Here is a 24,789-nt window from a genome sequence, read left to right on the forward strand (position 1 = left end):
CGGAACTATCTAAGCACGGTTGCTGAGCCTGTCGAAGCATAAGTGCTTTTTAAATAAAATTCCCTTCGACAAGCTCAGGGAACGAGAATAGCAAAAATTTTATATGTAATTTTCTATATACGGTAAAGGGGCGTATTCAATACGCCCCTACAATTTGAATTAAATAAAATTATTTATCTTTTACTTCTTCAAACTCTGCATCAACAACATCGTCGTCTTTTTTCGCAGATGATTGCTCTTGACCTGCACCTTGTTGAGCTGCTTGTGCCTGAGCTTGTGCTGCTTGCATTAAAGGTTCTGCTGCTTTTACTAATGCTTCAACTTTTGCATCAATTTCTGCTTTGTCATCGCCTTTCGCAACAGCTTCTAATGCTTTCACTGCGTCTTCAATTTTTGCTTTATCGTCAGCACTGATTGCATCGCCTGCTTCTTCAACTTGTTTACGCGTTGAGTGAACTAAGTGATCTGCTTGGTTGCGAGCTTGAACTAATTCTTCAAACTTACGATCTTCTTCCGCATTCGCTTCTGCGTCACGTACCATTTTTTCTACTTCTTCATCACTCAAACCACTTGACGCTTGAATTTTGATTTGTTGCTCTTTACCGGTATTTTTATCTTTCGCAGATACGTTGATGATACCGTTCGCGTCAATATCAAAAGTCACTTCAATTTGTGGCATACCACGAGGTGCTGGGTTAATGCCTTCAAGGTTGAATTGACCTAATGATTTATTTGCAGACGCTTGTTTACGCTCACCTTGTAACACGTGGATTGTTACCGCACTTTGGTTGTCTTCCGCTGTTGAGAACACTTGTGATTTCTTAGTAGGAATCGTAGTATTTTTCTCGATTAACGTAGTCATCACGCCGCCCATTGTTTCAATACCTAATGATAATGGGGTTACGTCTAATAATAATACGTCTGTTACATCACCCGCTAATACACCACCTTGTACTGACGCACCGATTGCTACCGCTTCATCAGGGTTTACGTCTTTACGAGGTGCTTTACCGAAGAACTCTTCTACTTTTTTCTGTACAAGAGGCATACGAGTTTGTCCACCAACAAGAATTACATCGTTGATTTCAGACACGCTTAAACCTGCGTCTTTCAATGCGATTTTGATTGGCTCTAATGATTTTGCCACTAAATCTTCCACTAATGATTCTAATTTCGCACGAGAAATTGTGATTACTAAGTGTTTAGGACCTGTTGCATCCGCTGTGATATAAGGTAAGTTTACTTCCGTTGATTGTGCAGAAGAAAGCTCGATTTTCGCTTTTTCAGCCGCTTCTTTCACACGTTGCATCGCCATTGGATCGTTGCGTAAATCGATGTTTTGTTCTTTTTTGAACTCATCAACTAAGTAATTGATTACACGGTTATCAAAGTCTTCACCACCTAAGTGAGTATCACCATTGGTTGCACGCACTTCAAAAGTTTGCTCGCCATCGAAGTTATCCATCTCAATGATTGATAAGTCAAATGTACCACCACCTAAGTCATAAACTGCCACGATTTGGTTTTCTTTTTTGCTGTCTAAACCGTACGCTAATGCTGCCGCTGTTGGTTCGTTGATGATACGTTTTACTTCTAAACCTGCGATACGACCTGCGTCTTTGGTTGCTTGACGTTGTGCATCGTTAAAGTATGCAGGTACAGTGATAACCGCTTCTGTAACTTTCTCGCCCAAGAAATCTTCTGCTGTTTTTTTCATTTTTTTCAATACTTCCGCAGAGATTTGTGGTGGTGCTAATTTTTCATCATTGATTGATACCCACGCATCGCCATTGTCTGCTTTAACAATGTTAAATGGCATAATATCCACATCACGTTGTACTTCATTATCTTCAAAACGACGACCGATCAAACGTTTGATTGCAAATACGGTATTTTTTGGGTTTGTGATAGCTTGACGTTTTGCAGGTTGTCCAACTAAGGTTTCTTTATCTGTATAAGCGATGATTGAAGGAGTCGTTCTCGCCCCTTCTGCATTCTCAATTACACGTGGCTTATCGCCGTCCATTACCGCTACACAAGAGTTAGTTGTTCCTAAGTCAATACCAATAATTTTTCCCATTTTCATTCTCCAATAAGATTTTAAATTTTTCAATGTTATAAAAAAGAGTGAGGTTTTTGTTCCTCATCCTGACGCTCTATTAAATAGGGGTAAATTTTTAAGGATCAAGGGGGAAAATAAAAAAAATTTTAGATTTATGAAAATAAATAGATTTTGAACTTAGATTTTAAATTATATCAAGACTAAAGAAAGAGATTTTACTTACATAGTTATGACCTATTGTTTTTTTTTTTTTGATAGTATTATTATATCAACAATTTGCTAATTGTAAGTTGTGTCACGTAAAAGACAAAGTAATCAAGAATAATCTCTTTTTATTCTATATCCTAATTTAGTTCATTGGAGCTTAAAATGAAAAAAATAATTTTATTAAGTTTATTATCTCTATGTCTTGCTTCTTGTAGTTCATCAGGTGGAAGTGAAGGTGGTGGAACTGTTGCTGGTGATCTTCGATCTCAGGTACTAAAAGATGTACAAAATAAATATGGCTCTTCTATTAAAATATTAAGCGATAGTAGCCAAAATTATTATAACTATTCTCTTTATGGCGTAATTGGTAATAATAAGATGGTATCTTATGGATTTAGAACATCTAAAATGGATAATGAAGGTATTGCTACCTATAATGGAGAGTTTGTTAAAGTTTCTAATGGACAAAAATATCCTCTAAGAGCTACAGCAGATTTTGGTAAAGCACATATTGATATGGTTTACAATAACGATAAATATATGTCAGGACGAATTTCAGGAAATGCGTTTATTTTTGATCAAGGGAATGGAACAGGATTCTTCTATGGTCCAAAAGCACAAGAAATTGGTGGCTATTGGACTAAGAAAGGTGTGCTACTTGATAGCAATTATGTTTTTGGCGGTAAACGTTAATTTTTATTGAAATTTATATTTAAAGCATTTCTTTAATAAAAAATAAGAAATGCTTTTATTTTTTATATTATGAATCATTATATTAAGCGATTATTTTTTCTCTGTTTTTTACTAAATTTTCAAATGGTTTTTGCATATACTCAAGAACCTTCAAAGGCTATTTTAAATACTTATAAAAAATTAGACGAACAACCCGACAAATTGTTAACACAATTAGTCAATGCACTATTACAGACAAATGTAGATGCTGTTTCTCAGTTATTTCCTCTTTATTCAAAACTGCCTAAGTCATTTCAAACTAAGGATATTAGACTTTGGTCATTGGCTATTTTAAGTGCGAGTAAAGGAGAACATTTAGAAGCACTTAATTATTATGAAAAATTACATAATATCTACCCAGAAATGCTACCATTAAAATTTCAGTGGGGAATGAGCCTATTTGCAAATAGACGGTATTATGAGGCAAAAAGGATTTTTACGGAACTTAAAGGTAAGATAAATTCTCAAGTTCCTAACCAGATATTAGAACATATTGATTTAGAGCATAAATGGAATTTACTCGGTAATTTTAATGTTGTTAGTAATTATAATGTAAATCAAGGAAATAGTTCTCAAAATGGTTGGACTTTTGGAGAGCCTAGACATACCTATGGTATTCATTTAGGTATAGGCTTAGAAAAAAGATGGCATTTACCAAAAGGATTTTTTATAAATACTAAACTAATGACAGAAAGTGATTTTTATCCTAAGTACAAACCACTAAATTATTTGAGTATTTATTCTAATTTTGGGATTGGCTATCAAGATACCAAAAAAGAAATACAATTAACGCCATTTTCAGAGATTGTATTTAATAATATGAACTCTCATTTTGATTATGGTGCTACCATTTTAGGTTTTAAGACCCAAATGAATTATAACATTTCATCAAGATGGCAAGTTGGTACTGAATATAAAGTTCAATATCGATCTTATCATCAAGAGAATGAAGCATTAAATAATCATATTCATAAAATTGATGTAATGACATTATTTAAACCAAGATTAAGAACAAATTTAAAAACAAATATTTTCTATGAAGAAAGTTTTTATAATTCTATTTTTAAATCAAAAGGATATAAAACCTTTGGAGTAGGCGTATTGTGGAATGAGATTTGGGGAAGCCATTTGGGGAGCCAGTTTTCTATGGAATATTATCAATCTCGATACAAAGGTTTAAAAATGATTTTTAATACTACTGAGAAAAAATCAACAGTAAATTTAGGGATAGCCATTTGGAACCCCAAATGGTCAATGCAGGGTGTTATTCCTAAATTACATTTTTCTTATAGTTTAGTGAAAAGTAATATTGACTTATTTAGTTACAAAGAACCAAAAATATTTATTGAAGTATTTAAACCTTTTTAAAGTTTACAAGCGGTCATATTTTTATATAAATTTACAAATAATTTTCAAATTATTTAAAAAATGGTTGTTATTTAGTCATTATATACAGATAATAAGGTGAAATTGATTAACTTCTCGAATTATTATGACAAAACGTATCGATCTTATTTTAGAAACGGTGAATCGACTTGGTAAGGTTGAGGTGATCCGTTTGGCACAGGAATATGGGGTTTCTGTGGAAACGATTCGTCGTGATTTAACGGCGCTAGAGAAAAAGGGGCTGCTTTATCGTGTGCATGGCGGGGCGATCAATAAGAAAGTGAAAGATGCAGGTAACTCTTTTCAAACGAGACAACGTTATAACCTAGATAAAAAGAAAGTAATGGCGCAAAAAGCAATGGAATATTTGTTTGAAGATATGGTCATTGGGTTAGATGCAAGTTCTTCAAGTTGGCATTTTGCCCAGTTAATGCCCGATATGCCTTGTACGGTTGTGACAAATTCGATGCATAATATGACCGCTTTGGTGAATAAACCCAACATTAAAACCATTGCGACGGGCGGGGTATATTCGAGCAAATATAATGCCTTTTATGGACCTTTGTCAGAACATTTGTTATCACGCTTGCATATTGATATTAGTTTTATTTCTTGCGTAGGCTTTGATAGTGAAGGGAGAATTTGGGAATCCAATGAGATGAATGCGTCTGTAAAACAGAAGTTAATGAATGTCTCTAAACAAGTTTTTCTACTCGCAGATGATTCAAAATATCAAAAAACAAATTTAATTCAGCTTACCGATTTTTCTCAAATTGATATGATTTTTACTACTGAAAATGTTGATAATCATTTGCAAGAAATTTGTAAAACCCACAATGTGTCTATAATAATTTGACCGTTTTTTTATAATTCGGGCAAATTCAGGCATAAATTATTCATTTTTAGTATTAAAAAACATCGATTTTTGTGATTCGTATCACAAAATCAACATTAAAAGTCCAAAATCATTATTCTTTTTCTTTTTTTTATTTGAAAATAAACTCCAACAAGAGAGATTTTCTTAATCACAAAAAGAGGAAGAATAAATATGAAAACATTCAAACCTGCATTACCAAAAATTGGTATCCGTCCAACTATTGATGGTCGTCGTATGGGAGTACGTGAGTCCCTTGAAGATCAAACCATGAATATGGCGAAATCGGTTAAACAATTACTAGAAAGCAAAATTTATCACACGACTGGCGAGAAAGTAGAGTGTGTAATTGCTGATACTTGTATTGGTGGGGTAACCGAAGCGGCAGCTTGTGCTGAGAAATTTAAACGTGAAAATGTGGGTGCAACTATTACAGTAACACCTTGTTGGTGCTATGGTTCTGAAACCATTGATATGGATCCACACCTTCCAAAAGCGATTTGGGGTTTTAATGGTACAGAACGCCCTGGGGCAGTTTATTTAGCCGCTGCGTTAGCGGGTCATAACCAGATGGGCTTACCTGCATTCTCTATCTACGGTACAGAGGTTTGCGAAGCAGACGATACATCCATTCCAGCAGACGTTGAAGAAAAATTATTACGCTTTGCTCGTGCAGCCTTAACTGTGGCAAACATTCGTGGTAAATCTTATTTATCTATCGGTGCGGTTTCAATGGGTATCGCAGGTTCAATTGTGAATCAACCATTCTTCCAAGAATATTTAGGTATGCGTAATGAATATGTGGATATGACAGAAATCAAACGCCGCCTAGATCGTGAAATTTATGATAAAGAAGAGTTTGAACTTGCTTTCAAATGGGTGAAAGAAAACTGCCCAGAAGGCATTGATGTGAACACACCAGAACATCAACGTACACCTGAAGAACGTGAAGAACTTTGGGCAACAGTGGTTAAAATGACCATCATTGTGCGTGATTTAATGGTGGGTAATCCACGTTTAGCCGATTTAGATTATGGCGAAGAAGCGTTAGGTCATAATGCTGTATTAGCAGGCTTCCAAGGTCAACGCCACTGGACAGATCATCTTCCAAATGGTGACTTTATGGAAGCGGTATTAAATACCACTTATGACTGGAATGGATTACGTCCGCCACACCTTCTTGCTACGGAAAATGATAGCTTAAATGGTGTGGGAATGTTGTTGGGTCATCAACTAACCGGTCAGGCTCAAATCTTTGCTGATGTGCGTACTTACTGGTCACCTGAATCAGTAGAAAAAGCAACAGGCTTTAAACCAGAAGCAGGCTTTATCCACTTAGTGAACTCAGGTTCAGCAAGCTTAGATGGTACAGGGCAACATACCGATGAAAATGGTCAACCTGTGATCAAACCATTCTGGGAAGTAACCGAAGAAGAAGCAAAACGTTGCTATGAAAACACTAAATGGTGTCCAGCGGTTCACGAATACTTCCGTGGGGGCGGCTACTCATCTCAATATTTAACCAAAGGCGGAATGCCATTCACAATGCACCGTATCAACATCGTTAAAGGCGTTGGTCCTGTGTTACAAATCGCCGAAGGTTGGTCTGTTGAGTTACCTAAAAATGTCCACGATATTTTAAATAAACGTACCAATGAAACGTGGCCAACTACTTGGTTTACACCACGCTTAACAGGTAAAGGGGCATTTACTGATGTGTACTCTGTAATGGCGAACTGGGGTGCAAACCACTGTGTAGCAACTTACGGACACGTGGGTGCTGACTTAATTACCCTTGCATCAATGCTACGTATTCCAGTTTGTATGCACAACGTGGATGAAAAAGACATCTTCCGTCCAAGTGCGTGGAGTGCATTCGGTCAAGAGAAAGAAGGTCAAGATTATCGTGCTTGTGAAAACTTCGGTGCATTATATAAATAAGAAAGCATAAATAATCAATAAAAATCAAAGTGCGGCTAGTGATTGATTAGTCGCACTACAACTCAAATCTTATTTTAATTTTATTAAAAGGGGAGGCGTGAATGTCTATTGCACTCATTTTTGACTGTGGCGCGACTAATTTACGCACAATTGCGATTGATGAAAAAGGTAAAATAGTGGCTTCTCATCACATTGCAAACAACACTCAACCAGATCCTGAAAACCCACAATACCATATTTGGGATTTCGCAGAAATTTGGCAAAAGTTAGAAACTTGTGCTGAACAGACAATTGCAAATTTACAAAAAAATCACACCGCTTTATCGGATATTAAAGGGATTGCTGTGACCACTTTTGGGGTGGACGGTGCGCCTTTTGATAAAAATGGTAAACAAATTTATCCGATTATTTCGTGGAAATGCCCACGCACCTTACCTGTGATGGCGAACCTTGATAAATACTTAAATGTTGAACAGTTATATCAACGCAACGGTATTGGTCAATACAGCTTTAACACGCTTTTCAAATTATTATGGCTTAAAGAAAATAAACCTGATGTATTCCAAAAAATGGATAAATGGGTGTTTATCTCTTCAATGCTTAGCCAACGCTTAACGGGTCAATTTACCACTGACCGCACAATGGCGGGAACCTCAATGATGACCAATCTTGAAAGCAATGATTGGGATAGTGATGTGTTATCTGTATTAGGTTTAACCAAAGATCATTTTCCAACAATGGTCAATGCAGGTGAGCAAATAGGGACACTATCAAAAGAGTTAGCTCAAAAATTTGGTTTAAATGAAGTGCCAGTTATTTCTTGCGGACACGACACGCAATTTGCGGTATTCGGTTCAGGGGCAGGTTTAAATCAGCCAGTATTAAGTTCTGGTACGTGGGAAATTTTAATGGCGAGAACCGAGAAAGCCGAGCCACATATTGAATTTGTTCCGCAAGGTTTGACTACTGAATTTGATGCTCAAGATCGCTGTTTTAATCCAGCGGTGCAATGGGTCGGTTCAGGCGTGATGGAGTGGATCGGTAAGCTCTTCTTTGCTGATGTGGTGGGAACAGATAAATATTATCCAACGATGATCAGCGAAGGTGAAAAAGTCGCAGTAGGTTCAAATGGTATCCGCTTTACGGGTACATTCGCAGCAACAGATAAGCCAGTGGGTTTGGGAGGCATCACCGGTTTATCAATGCACAATCAACGCGGACAGATTTATCGTGCGGCGTTGGAATATATGGCATTACAGCTTAAAAATGGTCTGGAAGTATTACAAAAAGTCAGCCACTTCGAAGCAGAAAGTTTAATTTGTGTGGGTGGTGGTTCTAAAAATAAATTATGGAATCAAATCCGTGCCGATGTTTTAGGTTTGCCATTAGATATCGTTGATGTGGCAGAAAGTACCGTTCTAGGTGCTGCAATGTTTACCTTTGCAGGTGTGGGTGTGTTTGAAAATGTCGAACAAGCTCAACAACAGATGCAACCAAATAAACAACGGATTTATCCATCACAAGATAGTGAAAGCTATCAAAAATGGTTAAAAGAAATTTAAAGCACTCATTTTTACAAATAACTCATATTAAAAGAAAACTAAGGAAAATTGTATGTTAAAAGGTATTCATCCAGCAATCTCGCCAGAGTTGCTAAAAATACTTGCAGAAATGGGGCACGGCGATGAACTTGTATTATCCGATGCACATTTCCCTGCACATTCACTTCATCATAAGGTTATTCGAGCCGATGGAATCAGTGTCAGCACCTTATTAAGTGGCATTAGCCCACTCTTTGAATTTGATGCTTATGTTGATGCACCGTTAGTAATGATGCAAGCAGTGGAAGGGGATACGCTCGATCCAACTGTTGAGAAAAACTACTTAAATGCAATCCAGCAAGCGGTCGGATTTACACCAAAATTAACAAGAATTGATCGCTTTGCCTTTTATGATCGTGCCAAAACTGCTTATGCCGTTGTGATCAGTGGTGAAACCGCAAAATATGGCAATATCATCATTAAAAAAGGTGTGACACCAATTATCTAAAACGAGGGGGAATTTAAAATGAACAGAAAAGAATTATCCAGAAAAATTATTGATACCTGCTTAGAAATGACGCGTTTAGGGTTAAATCAAGGCACAGCAGGGAATGTGAGTGTACGTTATAAAGATGGTATGTTAATCACACCAACGGGTACACCTTATGAATTATTAACTGAAGATAGTATTGTTTACGTTGATGGAGATAGAAATTTTGAAGAAGGTAAATTACCTTCAAGTGAATGGAATTTCCACCTTGCGGTTTATGAAAATCGTCCTGATTGTGATGCTGTTATTCATAACCATGCAATCAACTGTGCAGCTGTATCTATTTTGGAAAAAGAAATTCCAGCTATTCACTATATGATTGCTGTTGGTGGAACCGATCGCATTCCTTGTATTCCTTATGCAACTTTTGGTTCTCGTAAACTAGCGGAATATGTAGGTGAAGGAATCAAAGAAAGTAAAGCTATTTTACTTGCTCATCATGGTTTTATTGGTGCGGAGAAAAATCTAGATAAAGCATTGTGGCTTGCTCACGAAGTTGAAGTTTTGGCAGAATGGTATCTCAAATTACTCGCAACAAATCAACCTATTCCAATACTTCCAAGAGAAGAAATGGATGTGGTATTAGAGAAATTCAAATCTTATGGTTTAAGAATAGAAGATGATAAAAAAGGTTGCCTTTGTAGCGCTTAAATCATCAGTCTTATAAAAATCAATAACTTAATTAGAATTGGAGTGCGCAATGTCGAAACAGAAAGAAACGTTACTCACAATGCGAAACATTAGTAAAGGATTTGCAGGTGTTCAAGCATTAAAAGACGTGCAGCTCACTTTGAGAAAAGGAGAGGTTCACGCTTTAATGGGCGAGAATGGTGCGGGTAAATCAACATTGATGAAATGTATGATTGGGGTTCACGAAGCGGATGAAGGGGAAATCGTTTACAAAGGTAAAACGGTAAAATTTGCCTCCGTTTTAGAAGCTCAACATGCTGGAATTAGTATGATTTTCCAAGAATTAAACCTAATTCCTCATTTAACCGTGGCGGAAAATATTTTCTTTGCTCGTGAGCCAATGAAGATGGGAATGGTTGATAAAGCGAAAATGATTAAAGAATCAGAAAAACTTTTATCATTATTTGATATCGACGTGAGCCCAACGGATGAAGTTCGTACCTTACCTGTGGCTAAACAACAAATGGTTGAGATTGCTAAAGCGCTATCCTTTGACGTTGAAATCTTAATTATGGATGAGCCTACCTCTGCATTAACGGAGAAAGAAATTGATAAACTTTTTGAGTTAGTGGATAAACTTCGCGAAAGAGGCGTGAGTATCGTCTATATTTCACACCGTATGGAAGAGCTAAAACGTATTTGTGACCATATTACGATTTTCCGTGATGGTACTTATGTTTCAGATCACGTGTTTAGTGAAATCTCAATGGATGAAATTATTACCAAAATGGTAGGACGTTCATTAGATAACCATTTCCCACCAAAAACAGCGACGATTGAAGATAAAGTGATCTTATCGGTAATGAATGCGGAGCGTTATGGGGTGTTTGAACCGCTTAATTTTGATTTACGTAAAGGTGAAATTTTAGGTATTACAGGGTTAGTTGGTGCAAAACGAACAGAATTAGCGAGATCTATTTTTGGTGCGGATCCATTAGATGGTGGGGATATTTATGTGCATGATCATAAAGTTTCCATAAAAGATCCTTCTGATGCGATCAAAGCGGGGATCGCGTATCTTTCCGAAGACCGCAAATTAAATGGTGTCGCTGTTCGGATGACGATTCGTGAGAATATTACGATGGCATCGATGGATAAAGTATCCAATGGGGCAGGGGTAATTTCTTATGATAAAGAGAAAAAAGCGGCTAATACTTTTATCGATAAAATGGAAATCAAAACACCGACTATCGAGCAACTGGTGAATAACTTAAGTGGTGGTAACCAACAAAAAGTGGTTATCGGAAAATGGTTATTCCGTGATGCAACGGTAATGATTTTTGATGAACCAACGCGTGGTATCGACGTTGGGGCAAAATATGCCATTTATCAATTATTAGATGAATTAGCAGCCAGTGGTGTTGGGGTCATTATGATCTCATCTGAGTTACCTGAAATTTTAGGGGTATCGGATCGTGTGATCGTAATGCGAGAAGGTCGTATGACTGGAATGCTTGAAACAAAAGCAACCAACCAAGAAGAAATTATGCACTATGCAACAGGTGTGAAAGATATGTTTACTCACGAATATGGGGAGGCTTAAATGAACGATAAACAAAAAGAGATGCTAAGAAAAGTCGCATCGCTCGCAGGGTTATTATTATTGGTGTTAGTTTTTAGTATGACTAACGAATATTTCTTTACTTTCAACAATATTTTAAGCGTTGGATTACAAACTTCAACCATCACGTTAATTGGTATTGGTGCGACCGTCGTTATCTTAACCGGTGGTATCGATTTAAGTACAGGGTCTGTGATGGCTTTAGCAGGGGTATCTGCTGCACTTGCAGCGAATGCTGGTGTACCTGTTCCAATTAGTATGGTGTTTGGGGTGTTTATTGGCGGATTATGTGGTTTCACTAATGGTATTATCGTTACCATAATGCGTTTGCCTCCTTTCATTGCCACACTAGGGATGATGATGGTAGCACGTGGTCTTGCCCTTTATATTACGAATGCGGCACCAGTTTCAGGTATGCCAGAAAGCTTTGGTGAGCTAGGTAATGGTGCATTGTTCAGAATGGTAGAAATCGGCGATGATGGCTTCCCAATTGTGACCTTTACAGGTATTCCATATCCTGTAATCATTATGATCTTCGTGGTCATACTCTTTACCTTCGCACTTTCTAAATTAAAAACAGGTCGTTACATTTATGCAATCGGTTCAAATGAAGAAGCGGCTCGTTTATCAGGTATTAAAACAAATAAAGTAAAAAATTACGCGTACATTGCAAGTGGTCTCTTATCTGGTCTAGCTGGGGTAATCGTGGCTTCACGTTTGATTACTGCACAGCCTAATGGGGGAATTGCGGCAGAGTTAGATGCCATTGCGAGTGCGGTAGTTGGAGGAACATCATTATCTGGTGGTGTGGGAACAATCCCTGGTGCTTTAATCGGTTCCTTCATTATTGGGGTGTTACGTAATGGCTTGAATATGAATGGTGTGTCAGCATTCGTGCAACAAATCATCATCGGTCTGGTAATTATCGTTACTGTTGGATTGGATCAACTTCGTCAAGTTAAGAAAACCCAAAAAAGCCCAAAAAATCAACCTAAACAAAAACAGGAGAAATCAAAATGAGAAAATTAACCGTAATTAGTGCAACTATCTTAGGTTTATCAACTCTGTTTGCATCACAAGCGACTTTCGCTAAAACCAATGAAATTGCTGTGATTGTAAAATCAGAAAACTCTAACTTCTGGCAAAATGTTAAAAAGGGAGCGTTAACAGCAGAAAAAGAATTGGGTGGAAAATATACTATTTCATTCCAAGGTCCACCTGCTGAAACAGATGTTGATAAGCAAGTGGATATGGTTACTAACGCAATTAACCGTGATGTTGCGGGTATCGTATTAGCGGCTTCAGATCCAAATGCACTTATTCAACCAGTGAAAAAAGCGTGGGAACATCGTATTCCAGTGGTAATTATTGACTCTGGCATCAACAGTGACGGCAAATATTATCAATCTTATCTTGCAACAGATAATTATGCCGCAGGTAAACTTGCAGCAGAAAAATTACTTGCAAAATTAGGAGATAAAAAAGGAAAAATCGGCGTAATGTCTTACACACCAGGCTCTGATAGTGCGATTAAACGTGGCGGTGGTTTCATTGACACAGTGAAAAAAGTACAAGGTCTTGAATTATTAGCGACCAAATACTCCGATTCAAAAATGGAAACCGCACTTAACCAAACAACCGACGTACTCGAGTCTAACCCTGATATCGTTGCAATCTTTGGGGCAAACGAACCAACAGCGGTTGGTATGGGACGTGCTGTGAAAGCAAAAGGCTATGCAGGTAAAATTGTTGCAGTAGGCTTTGACGGTAACAAAGCATTACAAGACTTTGTAAGAGATGGAACATTAGATGGTATCGTGGTTCAATCTTCTTTCCAAATGGGTAAAAAAGGTGTGAATACTATCAGCCGTATCTTAAATAAAGAAAAAGTTGAGAAATTCATTGATACTGGTGTTGTGTATGTAACAAAAGACAACATTGACTCAGAAGAAGCACAAGGCGTGCTTTACTAGTAAAACGCGGATGGCGTAGTACATACGCCATCTTTTAAAAGTAATTGTGGAGTTATTACTATGGCTAACAGAATGATTTTAAATGAAACCAGCTATCACGGCAAAGGTGCAATCCAAAATATCGTGGTAGAAGCAAAAGCACGTGGTTTCAAAAAAGCACTTGTTGTAACAGATAAAGATCTAATTAAATTTAATGTTGCAAGCAAAGTCACCTCATTATTGGATGAAGCAGGGCTTGCTTACGAAATTTTTGATGAAGTAAAAGCAAATCCGAGCGTGGATATTATCAAACGTGGTGTTGAAAAATTTAAACAAGCAGGTGCAGATTATTTAATTGCAATTGGGGGCGGTTCGCCAATTGATAGCTCAAAAGCAATCGGAATTATCATCAATAACCCAGAATTTAGCGATGTACTTTCCCTTGAAGGTGTCGCACCAACTAAGAAAAAATGCGTACCTGTGATTGCTGTCGCTACAACAGCAGGTACAGCCGCAGAAGTAACCATTAACTATGTAATCACAGATGAAGCGAAAAAACGTAAATTTGTTTGTGTTGATGTGAATGATATTCCAGCGGTAGCGATTGTTGATCCTGATATGATGGCGAGTATGCCAAAAGGCTTAACTGCTGCAACAGGTATGGACGCATTAACACACGCTATCGAAGGTTACATCACAAAAGCTGCGTGGGAATTAACAGACGCACTCCACTTAAAAGCAATCGAATTGATTTCTCGCTCATTACGTAGCTCAGTGAATGGCGAACCAGAAGGACGTGAAGGAATGGCATTAGGGCAATATGTTGCTGGAATGGGCTTCTCTAACGTAGGTTTAGGTGTGGTTCACTCAATGGCACATCCACTTTCAGCCTATTATGACACCCCTCACGGTATCGCAAACGCTGTATTATTACCTTATGTAATGGACTTTAATAAAGATTACACAGGTGAAAAATATCGTGAAATTGCTCGTGTAATGGGCGTGAAAGGTGTTGATGAAATGTCGCAAGCTGAATATCGCAATGCAGCGGTTGAAGCGGTGAAACAACTTGCAAAAGATGTAGGCATTCCTGAAAAACTTTCAATGATTGACGTGAAAGAAGAAGATTTACCAGCACTTTCTGTTGATGCCTTTAACGACGTATGTACAGGCGGAAACCCAAGAGATTGTACCGCAGAAGAAATTTTAGAAGTGTATAAAATTGCGTTTTAGCCCTCAGTAATAAAAGAGAAGCGGTTATATTTTTTATAAAATTTACTCTTTTAGAATAAGTCCCAAATGTTAGAGATAATGTTTGGGATTTTATTATTTGTAAAATCTCCTCAAAATGTGACCGCTTATGATTGAATAAAATTTAGGGATAAGTAACCATAGAACAACATTCAATTATCATTTTCGAGACAAACACCTTATTTATATTTGTCTAAGTATAAGCATAAAAATGAATGTAGTAAGCGGTCATTTTTTCTGATGAATTTACATTTTTTAACAAATCTCAGCATAAAATTATCTAAAATCAAACAACTTGATTAGTAATCAATCAAATGATGAAAAATATATAAAAAACTATTTGACATTATTACGTATTCTAGTAATATTCGCACCCACAGACCGTGTGGTGAGATGGCCGAGAGGCTGAAGGCGCTCCCCTGCTAAGGGAGTATAGGGTCAAAAACTCTATCGAGGGTTCGAATCCCTCTCTCACCGCCATTTGTAAATAGAATATGCACCCATAGCTCAATTGGATAGAGTACTCGGCTACGAACCGAGCGGTTAGAGGTTCGACTCCTCTTGGGTGCACCATTTTCTACTTTGCAAATAATGTAAAACGGTTTATAATACTTCAAAAATATGCACCCATAGCTCAATTGGATAGAGTACTCGGCTACGAACCGAGCGGTTAGAGGTTCGACTCCTCTTGGGTGCACCATTTTCTTTTTATCAAATCCCATTTCTTACTCTTAACATTATTAACAAAGTGATTTTTTATGCTTAATTTCGCATATCAAGAACATATTAAAACGTATTATTCAGATACGGCAAATATCCATTTAGAATTTACAAATTTATCCCAAAATCAGACCGCTGATGTATGTATTATTGGGGCTGGTTTCACTGGTTTATCGACAGCATTAGAACTTGCAGAACAAGGCAAAAGCGTGATTGTGCTTGATGGTGCAAGAGTAGGCTTTGGTGCATCAGGCCGTAGTGGCGGGCAAGCCATCAATGGTTTTGAAGAAGGCATTGAATCTTATATCAAAGAATTAGGGTTAGAAAAAACCCGTAAAATTTGGGATATGTCCCTTGAAGCCTTAGATATTATCCAAGAAAGAATTAAAAAATATAATATTCAATGCGATTGGCAACAAGGTTATGCAACCTTAGCCTTAAATGAACGTAGAATGGAAGAATTAGTGCTTTCAGAAAAAGTCGCTCGTGATATTTTTGATTACAAGCACTCACAAATTTGGGATAAAAACCAGCTGAAACAACACTTAAACAGTGATGTTTACTGTGGGGCATTATATGACAGTCTTTCTGGGCATTTACATCCTCTTAACTATTGCTTAGGTTTAGCAAAAGCCTGTCAAGATTTAGGTGTGCAGATTTATGAGCATTCGCCAGTGGTTGATCTTGATGTTGGTACGAGTAAAATTACGGTTAAAACAGACAAAGCAACGGTTGTCGCAAAAGATGTAGTGTTAGCTACAAATGCTTATATTTCAGAGCTTTCAGATAGAATTCATTTTGGCATTGCGAAGAAAATTTTACCTGTAGAGAGCTTTATCGTAGCTACTGAACCATTAGAACAAAATGTTGTGGATAGCATTATCAATAACGGAATGTCGGTGTGCGACAGTAACTATTTACTTAATTATTATCGTATTAGTGCTGATAACCGTTTATTGTTTGGTAGTGATTCTAGTACTAATGTCGATATGATTGCTAAAATGCGTAGCAATATGTTGAAAGTTTTCCCTCATCTTGAGAATGTAAAAATCAACTATGGTTGGGGTGGCCCTATCGATATGACGCTTAATTCTGCGCCACATTTTGGGCGAATTAAACCAAATCTATATTTTGCACAAGGTTTTTCGGGGCACGGTGTTGCATTAACTGGATTAGCAGGTAGAATTATCAGCGAAGCAATTTGTGGTAATGATGAAAGATTAGCTATTTTTGAACAATTAAAAGTGCCAAGCGTTTTTGGTGGCAAATTAGTTAAAAAGGCGGCATTATTTGTCGGTGTACGTTATTATCGTTTCTTAGATAAATTCTGTTAAAAAGGTAAATTTTAATGAACAATATTCCAATTAGAACAGCGGCAGAAATTGAAAAATTACGTATCGCTTGTAAACTCGCCTCTGATGTTTTAGTTATGATCGAACCCTATGTAAAAGAAGGGGTAACGACAGGTGAATTAGATCGCATTTGTCACGATTATATCGTGAATGAGCAAAAAGCGATTCCTGCTTGTTTAAATTATCACGGTTTCCCAAAATCAGTATGTATTTCAATCAATGAAGTGATTTGTCACGGTATCCCAAGTGATGATAAAAAATTGAAAAAAGGTGATATCGTTAATATTGATGTTACTGTGATTAAAGACGGTTATTTTGGCGATAATTCCAAAATGTATTTTGTGGGCGAACCTTCGTTAAAAGATAAGCGTCTTTGTGAAGTGACTCAAGAAGCAATGTATAAAGCGATTCGTGTTGTAAAACCAGGTGTGCGTTTAAACCAAATTGGTAAAGTGATCCAAACCTATGTTGAAAAAGAAGGGTTCTCTGTGGTTCGCGAATACTGCGGACACGGTATCGGTGTCGAATTCCACTGTGATCCACAAGTATTACACTATTATGGTGATGATGGTGGTGTGATTTTACAAGAAGGAATGGTTTTTACTATTGAGCCGATGATCAATGCAGGTAAAAAAGAGCTGCGTTTAATGAAAGATGGTTGGACAGTAAAAACCAAAGACCGTAGTCATTCAGCACAATATGAGCATCAAATTGTTGTAACAAAAGATGGTTGTGAGATTATGACAATTCGTGATGAAGAATTAGAGAGAATTTCACGCGTATTGGTAAACGACTAATTTTATAGCGGTTAGATTTTTTCAAAAATTTGCAAATTAGATCTTGCTTTCGGGCAAGATTTTTTTTAATATCAAATTTATTTTAGCCATCTAGATGTCTAAAATAAAAGGTTTAATAGAATAATAAAAATGCAAATACAATAACTCTAATGAGGAGAATATCATGAAAAAATCACTTGTTACTTTGGCATTAGCTACATTTTGTGGTTTTGCTGTCGCTAATTCCACCCAATCCAACGCTTTAGTTTTGCAAACTGATTTTAGCCTACAAGATGGTGCGGTTTCTGCAATGCAAGGTGTGGCTTTTGGCGTGGATCGAGAGATTAAATTATTTAACCTTACCCACGAAATTCCACCTTATAATATTTGGGAAGCGTCATACCGTCTTTATCAAACCGCAAATTATTGGCCTGCGGGGAGTGTCTTTGTAAGTGTAGTTGACCCAGGGGTTGGCACCGCGAGAAAATCCGTCGTTTTAAAAACGAAAACGGGTCATTATTTTGTTACGCCTGATAATGGAACATTAACTTTGGTTGCAGAACATTTTGGCATTGATGAAATCCGTGAAATTGATGAAAAAGTTAACCGCTTAGCAGGTTCAGAAAAATCTTATACTTTTCATGGACGTGATGTTTATGCTTACACTGGGGCTCGTTTAGCGTCAGGCAAAATTACCTTTGAGCAAGTCGGTAAAAAACTTGAAAATAAGGTTGAAACTATTCCTTATCAAAAAGCGGTGTTAGAAAATGGTGTGTTAAAAGGAAATATCCCTATTTTAGATATTCAATATGGCAATATTTGGACGAATATCAGTGATGATTTACTAGAAAAATCAGCTATTAAAAAAGGCGATACTCTCTGTGTGGAAATCAATGAACGCCAAGAAGATGGGGCAGTTGCGGTACGTTATTCGGGTAAATTACCTTATAAAAGTAGTTTTGGTGATGTTGCAGAAGGGGGGCCATTGGTTTATCTAAACAGTTTATTAAATGTCTCTTTTGCACTGAATATGGATAATTTCTCAGCGAAACATAATATTGGTTCAGGTGCAAATTGGAGTGTTGCGGTTAAACAGTGTAATAAATAAAGCGTAAGTGGTGATAAAGAAGCTTAAATGGGCGTATTTTATGCTTGTTTTTTGAAAGAATGAGGCTTAAATCAATTCTATTTTCATTAAAAAAGTCGTTTAATCTCTTATTTTATAAGGAATTAAACGACTTTTAATAAAATTAGTAAATCTACTTCACAACCCCACCGCTGGCTTGTAAATCAGCGTGATAAGATGAGCGAACAAAAGGTCCGCAAGCTGCGTGTTCAAAGCCCATTTGTTCTGCTTTTTCTCTGAAATCATCAAATTCATCAGGGTGTACATAACGATCAACAGGTAAATGGTGACGGCTTGGCTGTAAATATTGTCCAAGAGTTAGCATTGTTACACCATTTTTACGTAAATCTTCCATCACTGTCAGAATTTCTTCATTTGATTCACCAAGTCCAACCATTAAACCTGATTTTGTTGGAATATTTGGGAACATTGCTTTAAATTCTTTCAGTAATTTCAGTGACCACTCATAGTTTGCACCTGGACGAATATCTTTATATAAGCGTGGCACATTTTCTAAATTGTGGTTGAAAACATCTGGTGGGCTGTCTTTTAATTTTTCTAGTGCTTGCTCGATTCGTCCACGAAAATCTGGTACTAAAATTTCAATTTTAATATCAGGATTTAATTTACGGATCTCTTTCACACAAGCGGCAAAATGCCCCGCACCACGATCAGGCAGATCATCACGATCCACAGAAGTGATCACAACATATTTTAATTTCATATCCGCAATAGTTTCTGCTAATTTCAATGGCTCTTCTTGGTCCAGTGGTAAGGGTTTGCCGTGAGCTACATCGCAGAAAGGGCAACGGCGTGTACAGATTGCCCCCATAATCATAAAGGTTGCTGTTCCGTGATTAAAACATTCGTGTAAATTTGGGCAACTCGCCTCTTCACATACAGAATGTAGCCCGTGACGACGCATTCCATTTTTAATGCTGTCAATTCTTGCCGAATTAGCGGGAAGTTTGATTTTCATCCAGCTTGGTTTTTTTAATAATTCCTGATCGGGATCGATATTTTTTACAGGGATAATTGAGGTTTTCGCGGCATCACGATATTTAACCCCTCTCTCCATTTTGAAAGGTGTGCCCATTCATTAAATCCTATTTATTTTAACTATTTATTAACAATTTGGGTGCTATTGTAACCGAGAATTTGTGTAAAGTAATCTACTAATTTTGGTGAAACCTTATCACAATCTGCAAGTTCTTCATTGATAAAGTCTTTTAGTTGGCACATTTCAAGCCCTGTATAACCACAAGGATTGATATTTTTAAAAGGGGATAAGTCCATATTGATGTTTAGTGCTAAGCCGTGAAAAGAGCAGCCTTTACGAATACGCAGTCCTAGTGAGCAAATTTTCTTTTCATTCACATAAACACCGGGTGCATCCGCTTTAGGATGACTTTCAATCCCATAATCCGCTAAGGTTTTGACGACAGATTGTTCCAGTGCGGTCACTAATTGTCGCACGTTAAAATCTCGCCCTTCGGCTTTGTGACGCTTGATATCAATCAATACATACATCACTTGTTGTCCTAAACCGTGATAGGTAATTTGTCCCCCACGATCCGATTGTACAACAGGAATGTTGGTTGGATTGAGCAAATGTTCCGGCTTTCCCGCTTGCCCCTGCGTAAAAACCGCAGGGTGTTGCACTAGCCAGATTTCATCGGTAGTTGAGGCATTGCGATTATCGGTAAATTGCTGCATTTCGTGCCATGTTTGTTGATAATCACAAATACCCAGTTGGCGAACGATGAGTTCCATTAAAGCACCATTCTCACGCCTTCGATTTTTGCAAGATCAGCATAAAGACCTTCAACTTGCTCAATATTTTCAGCGACGATATCAATAGAAATAGAGCTATAAGTGCCTTTTGAACTTGCTTGTTCACGAGGAATATAATCGCCTTGAATATATTGTTGAACCACTTTTACTACATCATCGGCTAAATCATTACGCTTTGCACCGACGACTTTAAAGGTGAAGTTGCACGGAAATTCTAATAAATCTTTTAATTTTTGTTGTGGTAAATCTTGTAAGTTTACGGATTTTGTCATTTTGTCCTCTTTAAATGAAATACGCTTCCTATTGGAAGCGGTATGATTTTGTATAAAATTTACAAATTTTTTAATAACTTCTATCTACAGAAAGATAAGCGAGCGAGATTAACGCCTGTTTATATTCTGTTTCTGGTAAAATTTGAATCGCATCAACGGCTTTTTGAGCCTCTTCTTTGGCACGTTTCATTGCATAATCAAGGGATTGATATTTTTGCATAATCGCAAGAATTTGATCTAATGCGTCTCGCTTGCCACCTTGCTCAATCGCCTCACGAATAAGAGCGGACTCTTCGGCATTACCTTGTTGCATTGCGTGAAGTAATGGTAGAGTTGGTTTACCTTCGGCTAAATCATCGCCGATATTTTTACCTAATTTTTCTGCATTTGCACTGTAATCCAAAATATCATCAATTAACTGGAATGCGGTTCCTAAATAACAACCATAATCCTGCAAGGCTTTTTCCATTTGTGGAGTTGCTTTGGAAACAATCGCCGCACATTGTGTTGCCGCTTCAAACAGGCGAGCAGTCTTACCATAAATGACCTGCATATAACTTTGTTCAGTGGTGTTAGGATCATTACAATTCATCAGCTGTTGAACTTCACCTTCTGCGATCACATTTGTTGCGTTTGACATCACTTTTAATACATCTAATGAATTGACACTTGTCATCATCTGAAAAGAGCGAGTATAAATAAAGTCACCAACCAGCACACTTGCCGCGTTTCCAAATAATGCGTTTGCTGTTTCTTTACCACGACGCATATCCGATTCATCAACCACATCATCGTGTAATAAAGTAGCCGTATGCACAAATTCAATAAAAGCGGCACACGTAATATGATCTTGCCCTTGATAACCCAATGCTTTTGCGGACAGTAACGCAATCAATGGACGAATACGCTTGCCACCACCACTAATAATATAATGCCCTAACTGATTGATCAGCACGACATCAGAATTTAATTGATCTAAAATAGCTTGGTTCACCCCTTGCATATCGTCTTTTATCAATGCTTGAATTTGTTCAAGGGAAAGTTGTGTTGTCATTATTGTTCCAGTTCCATAAAAAAGTTGGCTAATTTTACCCTAAATCATAAAAAAATGAAATCCGACCCAAGCGGTCAGATTTTTATCATTATTTACCAATCACACCACAGTTTGCACTAATGCGGAGACATCATCAGCAAAATCATTTTGTTGTGCCATTTTCACAATATCATCGTGGGAATATTGCTTTCTATTATAGAGCACGACAATACTTGTATCATTTGGCTGTAAAAAGTTGGTTTCTCCAAATTCTGTATAACGCGTTGCTCCAATACTAATGATGGCCTGCTTAGGATAATTTGATTGAGCGAGCAGTTGAGCAATATTATTCATCGGATCTTCATCGGGCTGATTATTCATTCTATCAACAATCCAATCTAATAATTGTTGATGAAAATAGCTATAACCAATAGTTGGGCTGTCCACACCATATTCTGTTAATTGCCCGTCACGTTGATGAAAACACGCAATATTATAGTTATCTAAATGTCCGCCCTGTTCAAAGCGGTCGATTTTAATCCAATTTTTACTAATCCCTTTGGAGTTTTCGCCCCAATTTTTCTTTTCACAAATTTTACGAGCATTCGGACGGCGAATTGAACAATCATTATAAGCGGTAAAATAACGAGGTTGAATTTCTACGACTTTATTATTTTCATAAACCAAATCACAAATAAGGGCGACTTCGGGTTCAATTTGTAAATGATCAACATTATCTAAAAGCGGAAAGTTTAACGTGTCGTTTGATAAAGGATAAGTAGAAAGGAATTGTTCTGATGAATTTAACGTGTTGCTTGGCACATAGAAAGGAAAAATTGCTTTGGGCTGAATGGCATTTTCTGTTTTGACCTTCAAAAAATCTGCCGCCTCGCCCGCTTGTTCTAAATGTCCCGCAAAATTTCCAGCGACACCTAACCCAATAAATGATTGTTTTTGCATAATTCAGATACTCCTTAATATAAATAATGGACTTATTATAGAGAGAATATCATAAATGATAAATGCAAACTTCAATAAATAGCGGTCAAAAATTGACACAAATTTACAAAAAAGCACCGTTTTGAATTAAATTTAATCTCTTGTTCAATTTTTTTAAACTTTTTTGCAAAAAGTGCTTGCGTAGTTTTTTAAAATCCCTATAATACGCCACACACAACGACGCACTGTTGTGAAGAAAGAAGGTTTACTAGGTGCGTCGTTGATTTTTTTGCTCTTTAACAATTTATCAGACAATCTGTGTGGGCACTTGTTGATTTGACTTATTTAAAAAATATTTTGAAATTAAAGTCTTAATAAGTGTCACTGAAAATTTATTTAATAAAAATTCTATGTCAGTTTATTGAGCGATTAAACTTTTAATTGAAGAGTTTGATCATGGCTCAGATTGAACGCTGGCGGCAGGCTTAACACATGCAAGTCGAACGGTAACAGGAAGAAAGCTTGCTTTCTTTGCTGACGAGTGGCGGACGGGTGAGTAATGCTTGGGAATCTGCCTTATGGAGGGGGATAACTACGGGAAACTGTAGCTAATACCGCGTAATATCTTCGGATTAAAGTGTGGGACCTTCGGGCCACATGCCATAAGATGAGCCCAAGTGAGATTAGGTAGTTGGTGAGGTAAAGGCTCACCAAGCTGACGATCTCTAGCTGGTTTGAGAGGATGACCAGCCACACTGGAACTGAGACACGGTCCAGACTCCTACGGGAGGCAGCAGTGGGGAATATTGCACAATGGGCGCAAGCCTGATGCAGCCATGCCGCGTGAATGAAGAAGGCTTTCGGGTTGTAAAGTTCTTTCAGCGATGAGGAAGGTGCTATATCTAATAGGTGTAGCAATTGACGTTAGTCGCAGAAGAAGCACCGGCTAACTCCGTGCCAGCAGCCGCGGTAATACGGAGGGTGCGAGCGTTAATCGGAATAACTGGGCGTAAAGGGCACGCAGGCGGTTGTCTAAGTCAGATGTGAAAGCCCCGAGCTGAACTTGGGAATTGCATTTGAGACTGGGCGACTAGAGTCCTCTAGGGAGGGGTAGAATTCCACGTGTAGCGGTGAAATGCGTAGAGATGTGGAGGAATACCGAAGGCGAAGGCAGCCCCTTGGAGAGAGACTGACGCTGAGGTGCGAAAGCGTGGGTAGCAAACAGGATTAGATACCCTGGTAGTCCACGCTGTAAACGATGTCGATTTGGGGGTTGGGCTTTAAGCTTGGCGCCCGTAGCTAACGTGATAAATCGACCGCCTGGGGAGTACGGCCGCAAGGTTAAAACTCAAATGAATTGACGGGGGCCCGCACAAGCGGTGGAGCATGTGGTTTAATTCGATGCAACGCGAAGAACCTTACCTACTCTTGACATCCATAGAAGAGCTCAGAGATGAGCTTGTGCCTTCGGGAACTATGAGACAGGTGCTGCATGGCTGTCGTCAGCTCGTGTTGTGAAATGTTGGGTTAAGTCCCGCAACGAGCGCAACCCTTATCCTTTGTTGCTAGCAGGTAATGCTGAGAACTCAAAGGAGACTGCCAGTGATAAACTGGAGGAAGGTGGGGACGACGTCAAGTCATCATGGCCCTTACGAGTAGGGCTACACACGTGCTACAATGGCGTATACAGAGGGCGGCGAACCTGCGAGGGTGAGCGAATCTCAGAAAGTACGTCTAAGTCCGGATTGGAGTCTGCAACTCGACTCCATGAAGTCGGAATCGCTAGTAATCGCGAATCAGAATGTCGCGGTGAATACGTTCCCGGGCCTTGTACACACCGCCCGTCACACCATGGGAGTGGGTTGTACCAGAAGTAGATAGCTTAACCTTCGGGAGGGCGTTTACCACGGTATGATTCATGACTGGGGTGAAGTCGTAACAAGGTAACCGTAGGGGAACCTGCGGTTGGATCACCTCCTTACCTGAATAAGCGACAGCGAGTGTTCACACAGATTGTTTGATGAAGTAAT

The 24,789-nt window shown here is 38.0% G+C and carries 20 protein-coding genes, 3 tRNA genes and 1 rRNA gene; 18 read left to right on the top strand and 6 right to left on the bottom strand.

What is annotated here, in order from left to right; translation table 11 throughout:
• Positions 1 to 169: 169 nt before the first annotated feature.
• Positions 170 to 2,080 (bottom strand): molecular chaperone DnaK, encoded by a 1,911-nt coding sequence (dnaK, locus tag DYE60_RS09165; RefSeq protein ID WP_115316290.1) that lies wholly within the window; start codon positions 2,078 to 2,080, stop codon positions 170 to 172.
• Positions 2,081 to 2,431: 351 nt separating this feature from the next.
• On the opposite strand from dnaK, the gene DYE60_RS09170 reads away from it, so the two are divergent.
• The 17 genes from DYE60_RS09170 (at position 2,432) to DYE60_RS09250 (ending at position 18,703) form a co-directional block, all read left to right on the top strand.
• A complete protein-coding gene (locus DYE60_RS09170; RefSeq protein ID WP_115316291.1) occupies positions 2,432 to 2,962 on the top strand; it encodes a HupA family protein in 531 nt (176 codons plus the stop codon).
• A 123-nt stretch (positions 2,963 to 3,085) separates the two neighbouring features.
• Positions 3,086 to 4,369, top strand: a complete 1,284-nt coding sequence (locus tag DYE60_RS09175) for a surface lipoprotein assembly modifier (RefSeq protein WP_172460398.1) — start codon at positions 3,086 to 3,088, stop codon at positions 4,367 to 4,369.
• Positions 4,370 to 4,493: 124 nt separating this feature from the next.
• Positions 4,494 to 5,243, top strand: a complete 750-nt coding sequence (locus DYE60_RS09180) for a DeoR/GlpR family DNA-binding transcription regulator (RefSeq protein WP_115316293.1) — start codon at positions 4,494 to 4,496, stop codon at positions 5,241 to 5,243.
• A gap of 192 nt (positions 5,244 to 5,435) precedes the next feature.
• Positions 5,436 to 7,202, top strand: coding sequence for an L-fucose isomerase (fucI, locus tag DYE60_RS09185; protein WP_115316294.1), 1,767 nt, complete (start codon positions 5,436 to 5,438; stop codon positions 7,200 to 7,202).
• 101 nt (positions 7,203 to 7,303) lie between these two features.
• Positions 7,304 to 8,764, top strand: coding sequence for an L-fuculokinase (gene fucK / locus DYE60_RS09190; protein ID WP_115316295.1), 1,461 nt, complete (start codon positions 7,304 to 7,306; stop codon positions 8,762 to 8,764).
• Positions 8,765 to 8,816: 52 nt separating this feature from the next.
• Positions 8,817 to 9,251, top strand: coding sequence for an L-fucose mutarotase (fucU, locus tag DYE60_RS09195; protein WP_115316296.1), 435 nt, complete (start codon positions 8,817 to 8,819; stop codon positions 9,249 to 9,251).
• A gap of 18 nt (positions 9,252 to 9,269) precedes the next feature.
• The gene (fucA, locus tag DYE60_RS09200) at positions 9,270 to 9,944 is read left to right on the top strand and encodes an L-fuculose-phosphate aldolase (RefSeq protein ID WP_115316297.1); all 675 of its coding nucleotides are present in this window, start codon (positions 9,270 to 9,272) and stop codon (positions 9,942 to 9,944) included.
• A 49-nt stretch (positions 9,945 to 9,993) separates the two neighbouring features.
• Positions 9,994 to 11,526, top strand: a complete 1,533-nt coding sequence (locus DYE60_RS09205; RefSeq protein WP_245942694.1) for a sugar ABC transporter ATP-binding protein — start codon at positions 9,994 to 9,996, stop codon at positions 11,524 to 11,526.
• Positions 11,527 to 12,564 (top strand): ABC transporter permease, encoded by a 1,038-nt coding sequence (locus DYE60_RS09210; RefSeq protein ID WP_115316298.1) that lies wholly within the window; start codon positions 11,527 to 11,529, stop codon positions 12,562 to 12,564. It begins immediately after the preceding gene.
• On the top strand, positions 12,561 to 13,517 hold the full coding sequence (locus DYE60_RS09215; protein ID WP_115316299.1) for an ABC transporter substrate-binding protein: 957 nt from the start codon (positions 12,561 to 12,563) through the stop codon (positions 13,515 to 13,517). Before DYE60_RS09210 ends, DYE60_RS09215 begins: the two co-directional genes overlap by 4 nt.
• A 60-nt stretch (positions 13,518 to 13,577) precedes the next feature.
• Positions 13,578 to 14,729, top strand: a complete 1,152-nt coding sequence (gene fucO / locus DYE60_RS09220) for a lactaldehyde reductase (RefSeq protein ID WP_115316300.1) — start codon at positions 13,578 to 13,580, stop codon at positions 14,727 to 14,729.
• A 405-nt stretch (positions 14,730 to 15,134) separates the two neighbouring features.
• A tRNA-Ser gene (locus DYE60_RS09225) sits at positions 15,135 to 15,227 on the top strand.
• 16 nt (positions 15,228 to 15,243) lie between these two features.
• Positions 15,244 to 15,320: transfer RNA gene (locus DYE60_RS09230), tRNA-Arg, on the top strand.
• A gap of 50 nt (positions 15,321 to 15,370) precedes the next feature.
• Positions 15,371 to 15,447, top strand: a tRNA-Arg gene (locus DYE60_RS09235).
• A 58-nt stretch (positions 15,448 to 15,505) separates the two neighbouring features.
• Entirely contained in the window at positions 15,506 to 16,801 is a 1,296-nt protein-coding gene (locus DYE60_RS09240; RefSeq protein WP_115316301.1) for an NAD(P)/FAD-dependent oxidoreductase, read from the top strand.
• A gap of 14 nt (positions 16,802 to 16,815) precedes the next feature.
• Positions 16,816 to 17,616, top strand: a complete 801-nt coding sequence (map, locus tag DYE60_RS09245) for a type I methionyl aminopeptidase (RefSeq protein ID WP_115316302.1) — start codon at positions 16,816 to 16,818, stop codon at positions 17,614 to 17,616.
• A 163-nt stretch (positions 17,617 to 17,779) separates the two neighbouring features.
• A complete protein-coding gene (locus DYE60_RS09250; protein WP_115316303.1) occupies positions 17,780 to 18,703 on the top strand; it encodes an SAM hydrolase/SAM-dependent halogenase family protein in 924 nt (307 codons plus the stop codon).
• Positions 18,704 to 18,854: 151 nt separating this feature from the next.
• On the opposite strand, the gene lipA is transcribed toward DYE60_RS09250, so the two are convergent.
• From lipA to DYE60_RS09275, 5 genes are all read right to left on the bottom strand, one after another.
• Positions 18,855 to 19,817 carry a lipoyl synthase gene (lipA, locus tag DYE60_RS09255; RefSeq protein ID WP_115316304.1) on the bottom strand — a complete coding sequence of 321 codons (963 nt, stop codon included), beginning with the start codon at positions 19,815 to 19,817 and terminating at the stop codon, positions 18,855 to 18,857.
• Positions 19,818 to 19,840: 23 nt separating this feature from the next.
• On the bottom strand, positions 19,841 to 20,494 hold the full coding sequence (gene lipB / locus DYE60_RS09260; RefSeq protein ID WP_115316305.1) for a lipoyl(octanoyl) transferase LipB: 654 nt from the start codon (positions 20,492 to 20,494) through the stop codon (positions 19,841 to 19,843).
• Positions 20,494 to 20,787, bottom strand: coding sequence for a DUF493 family protein YbeD (gene ybeD, locus DYE60_RS09265; RefSeq protein ID WP_115316306.1), 294 nt, complete (start codon positions 20,785 to 20,787; stop codon positions 20,494 to 20,496). Before ybeD ends, lipB begins: the two co-directional genes overlap by 1 nt.
• Before the next feature lie 70 nt (positions 20,788 to 20,857).
• Positions 20,858 to 21,841, bottom strand: coding sequence for an octaprenyl diphosphate synthase (gene ispB, locus DYE60_RS09270; RefSeq protein ID WP_115316307.1), 984 nt, complete (start codon positions 21,839 to 21,841; stop codon positions 20,858 to 20,860).
• Between the two features lie 99 nt (positions 21,842 to 21,940).
• On the bottom strand, positions 21,941 to 22,780 hold the full coding sequence (locus DYE60_RS09275) for a DUF5718 family protein (protein WP_115316308.1): 840 nt from the start codon (positions 22,778 to 22,780) through the stop codon (positions 21,941 to 21,943).
• Between the two features lie 417 nt (positions 22,781 to 23,197).
• Here DYE60_RS09275 and DYE60_RS09280 point away from each other — a divergent pair.
• A 16S ribosomal RNA gene (locus tag DYE60_RS09280) occupies positions 23,198 to 24,740 on the top strand.
• Positions 24,741 to 24,789 lie beyond the last annotated feature (49 nt).

The organism is Phocoenobacter uteri (assembly GCF_900454895.1).
In the GTDB taxonomy this organism is placed as follows: domain Bacteria; phylum Pseudomonadota; class Gammaproteobacteria; order Enterobacterales; family Pasteurellaceae; genus Phocoenobacter; species Phocoenobacter uteri.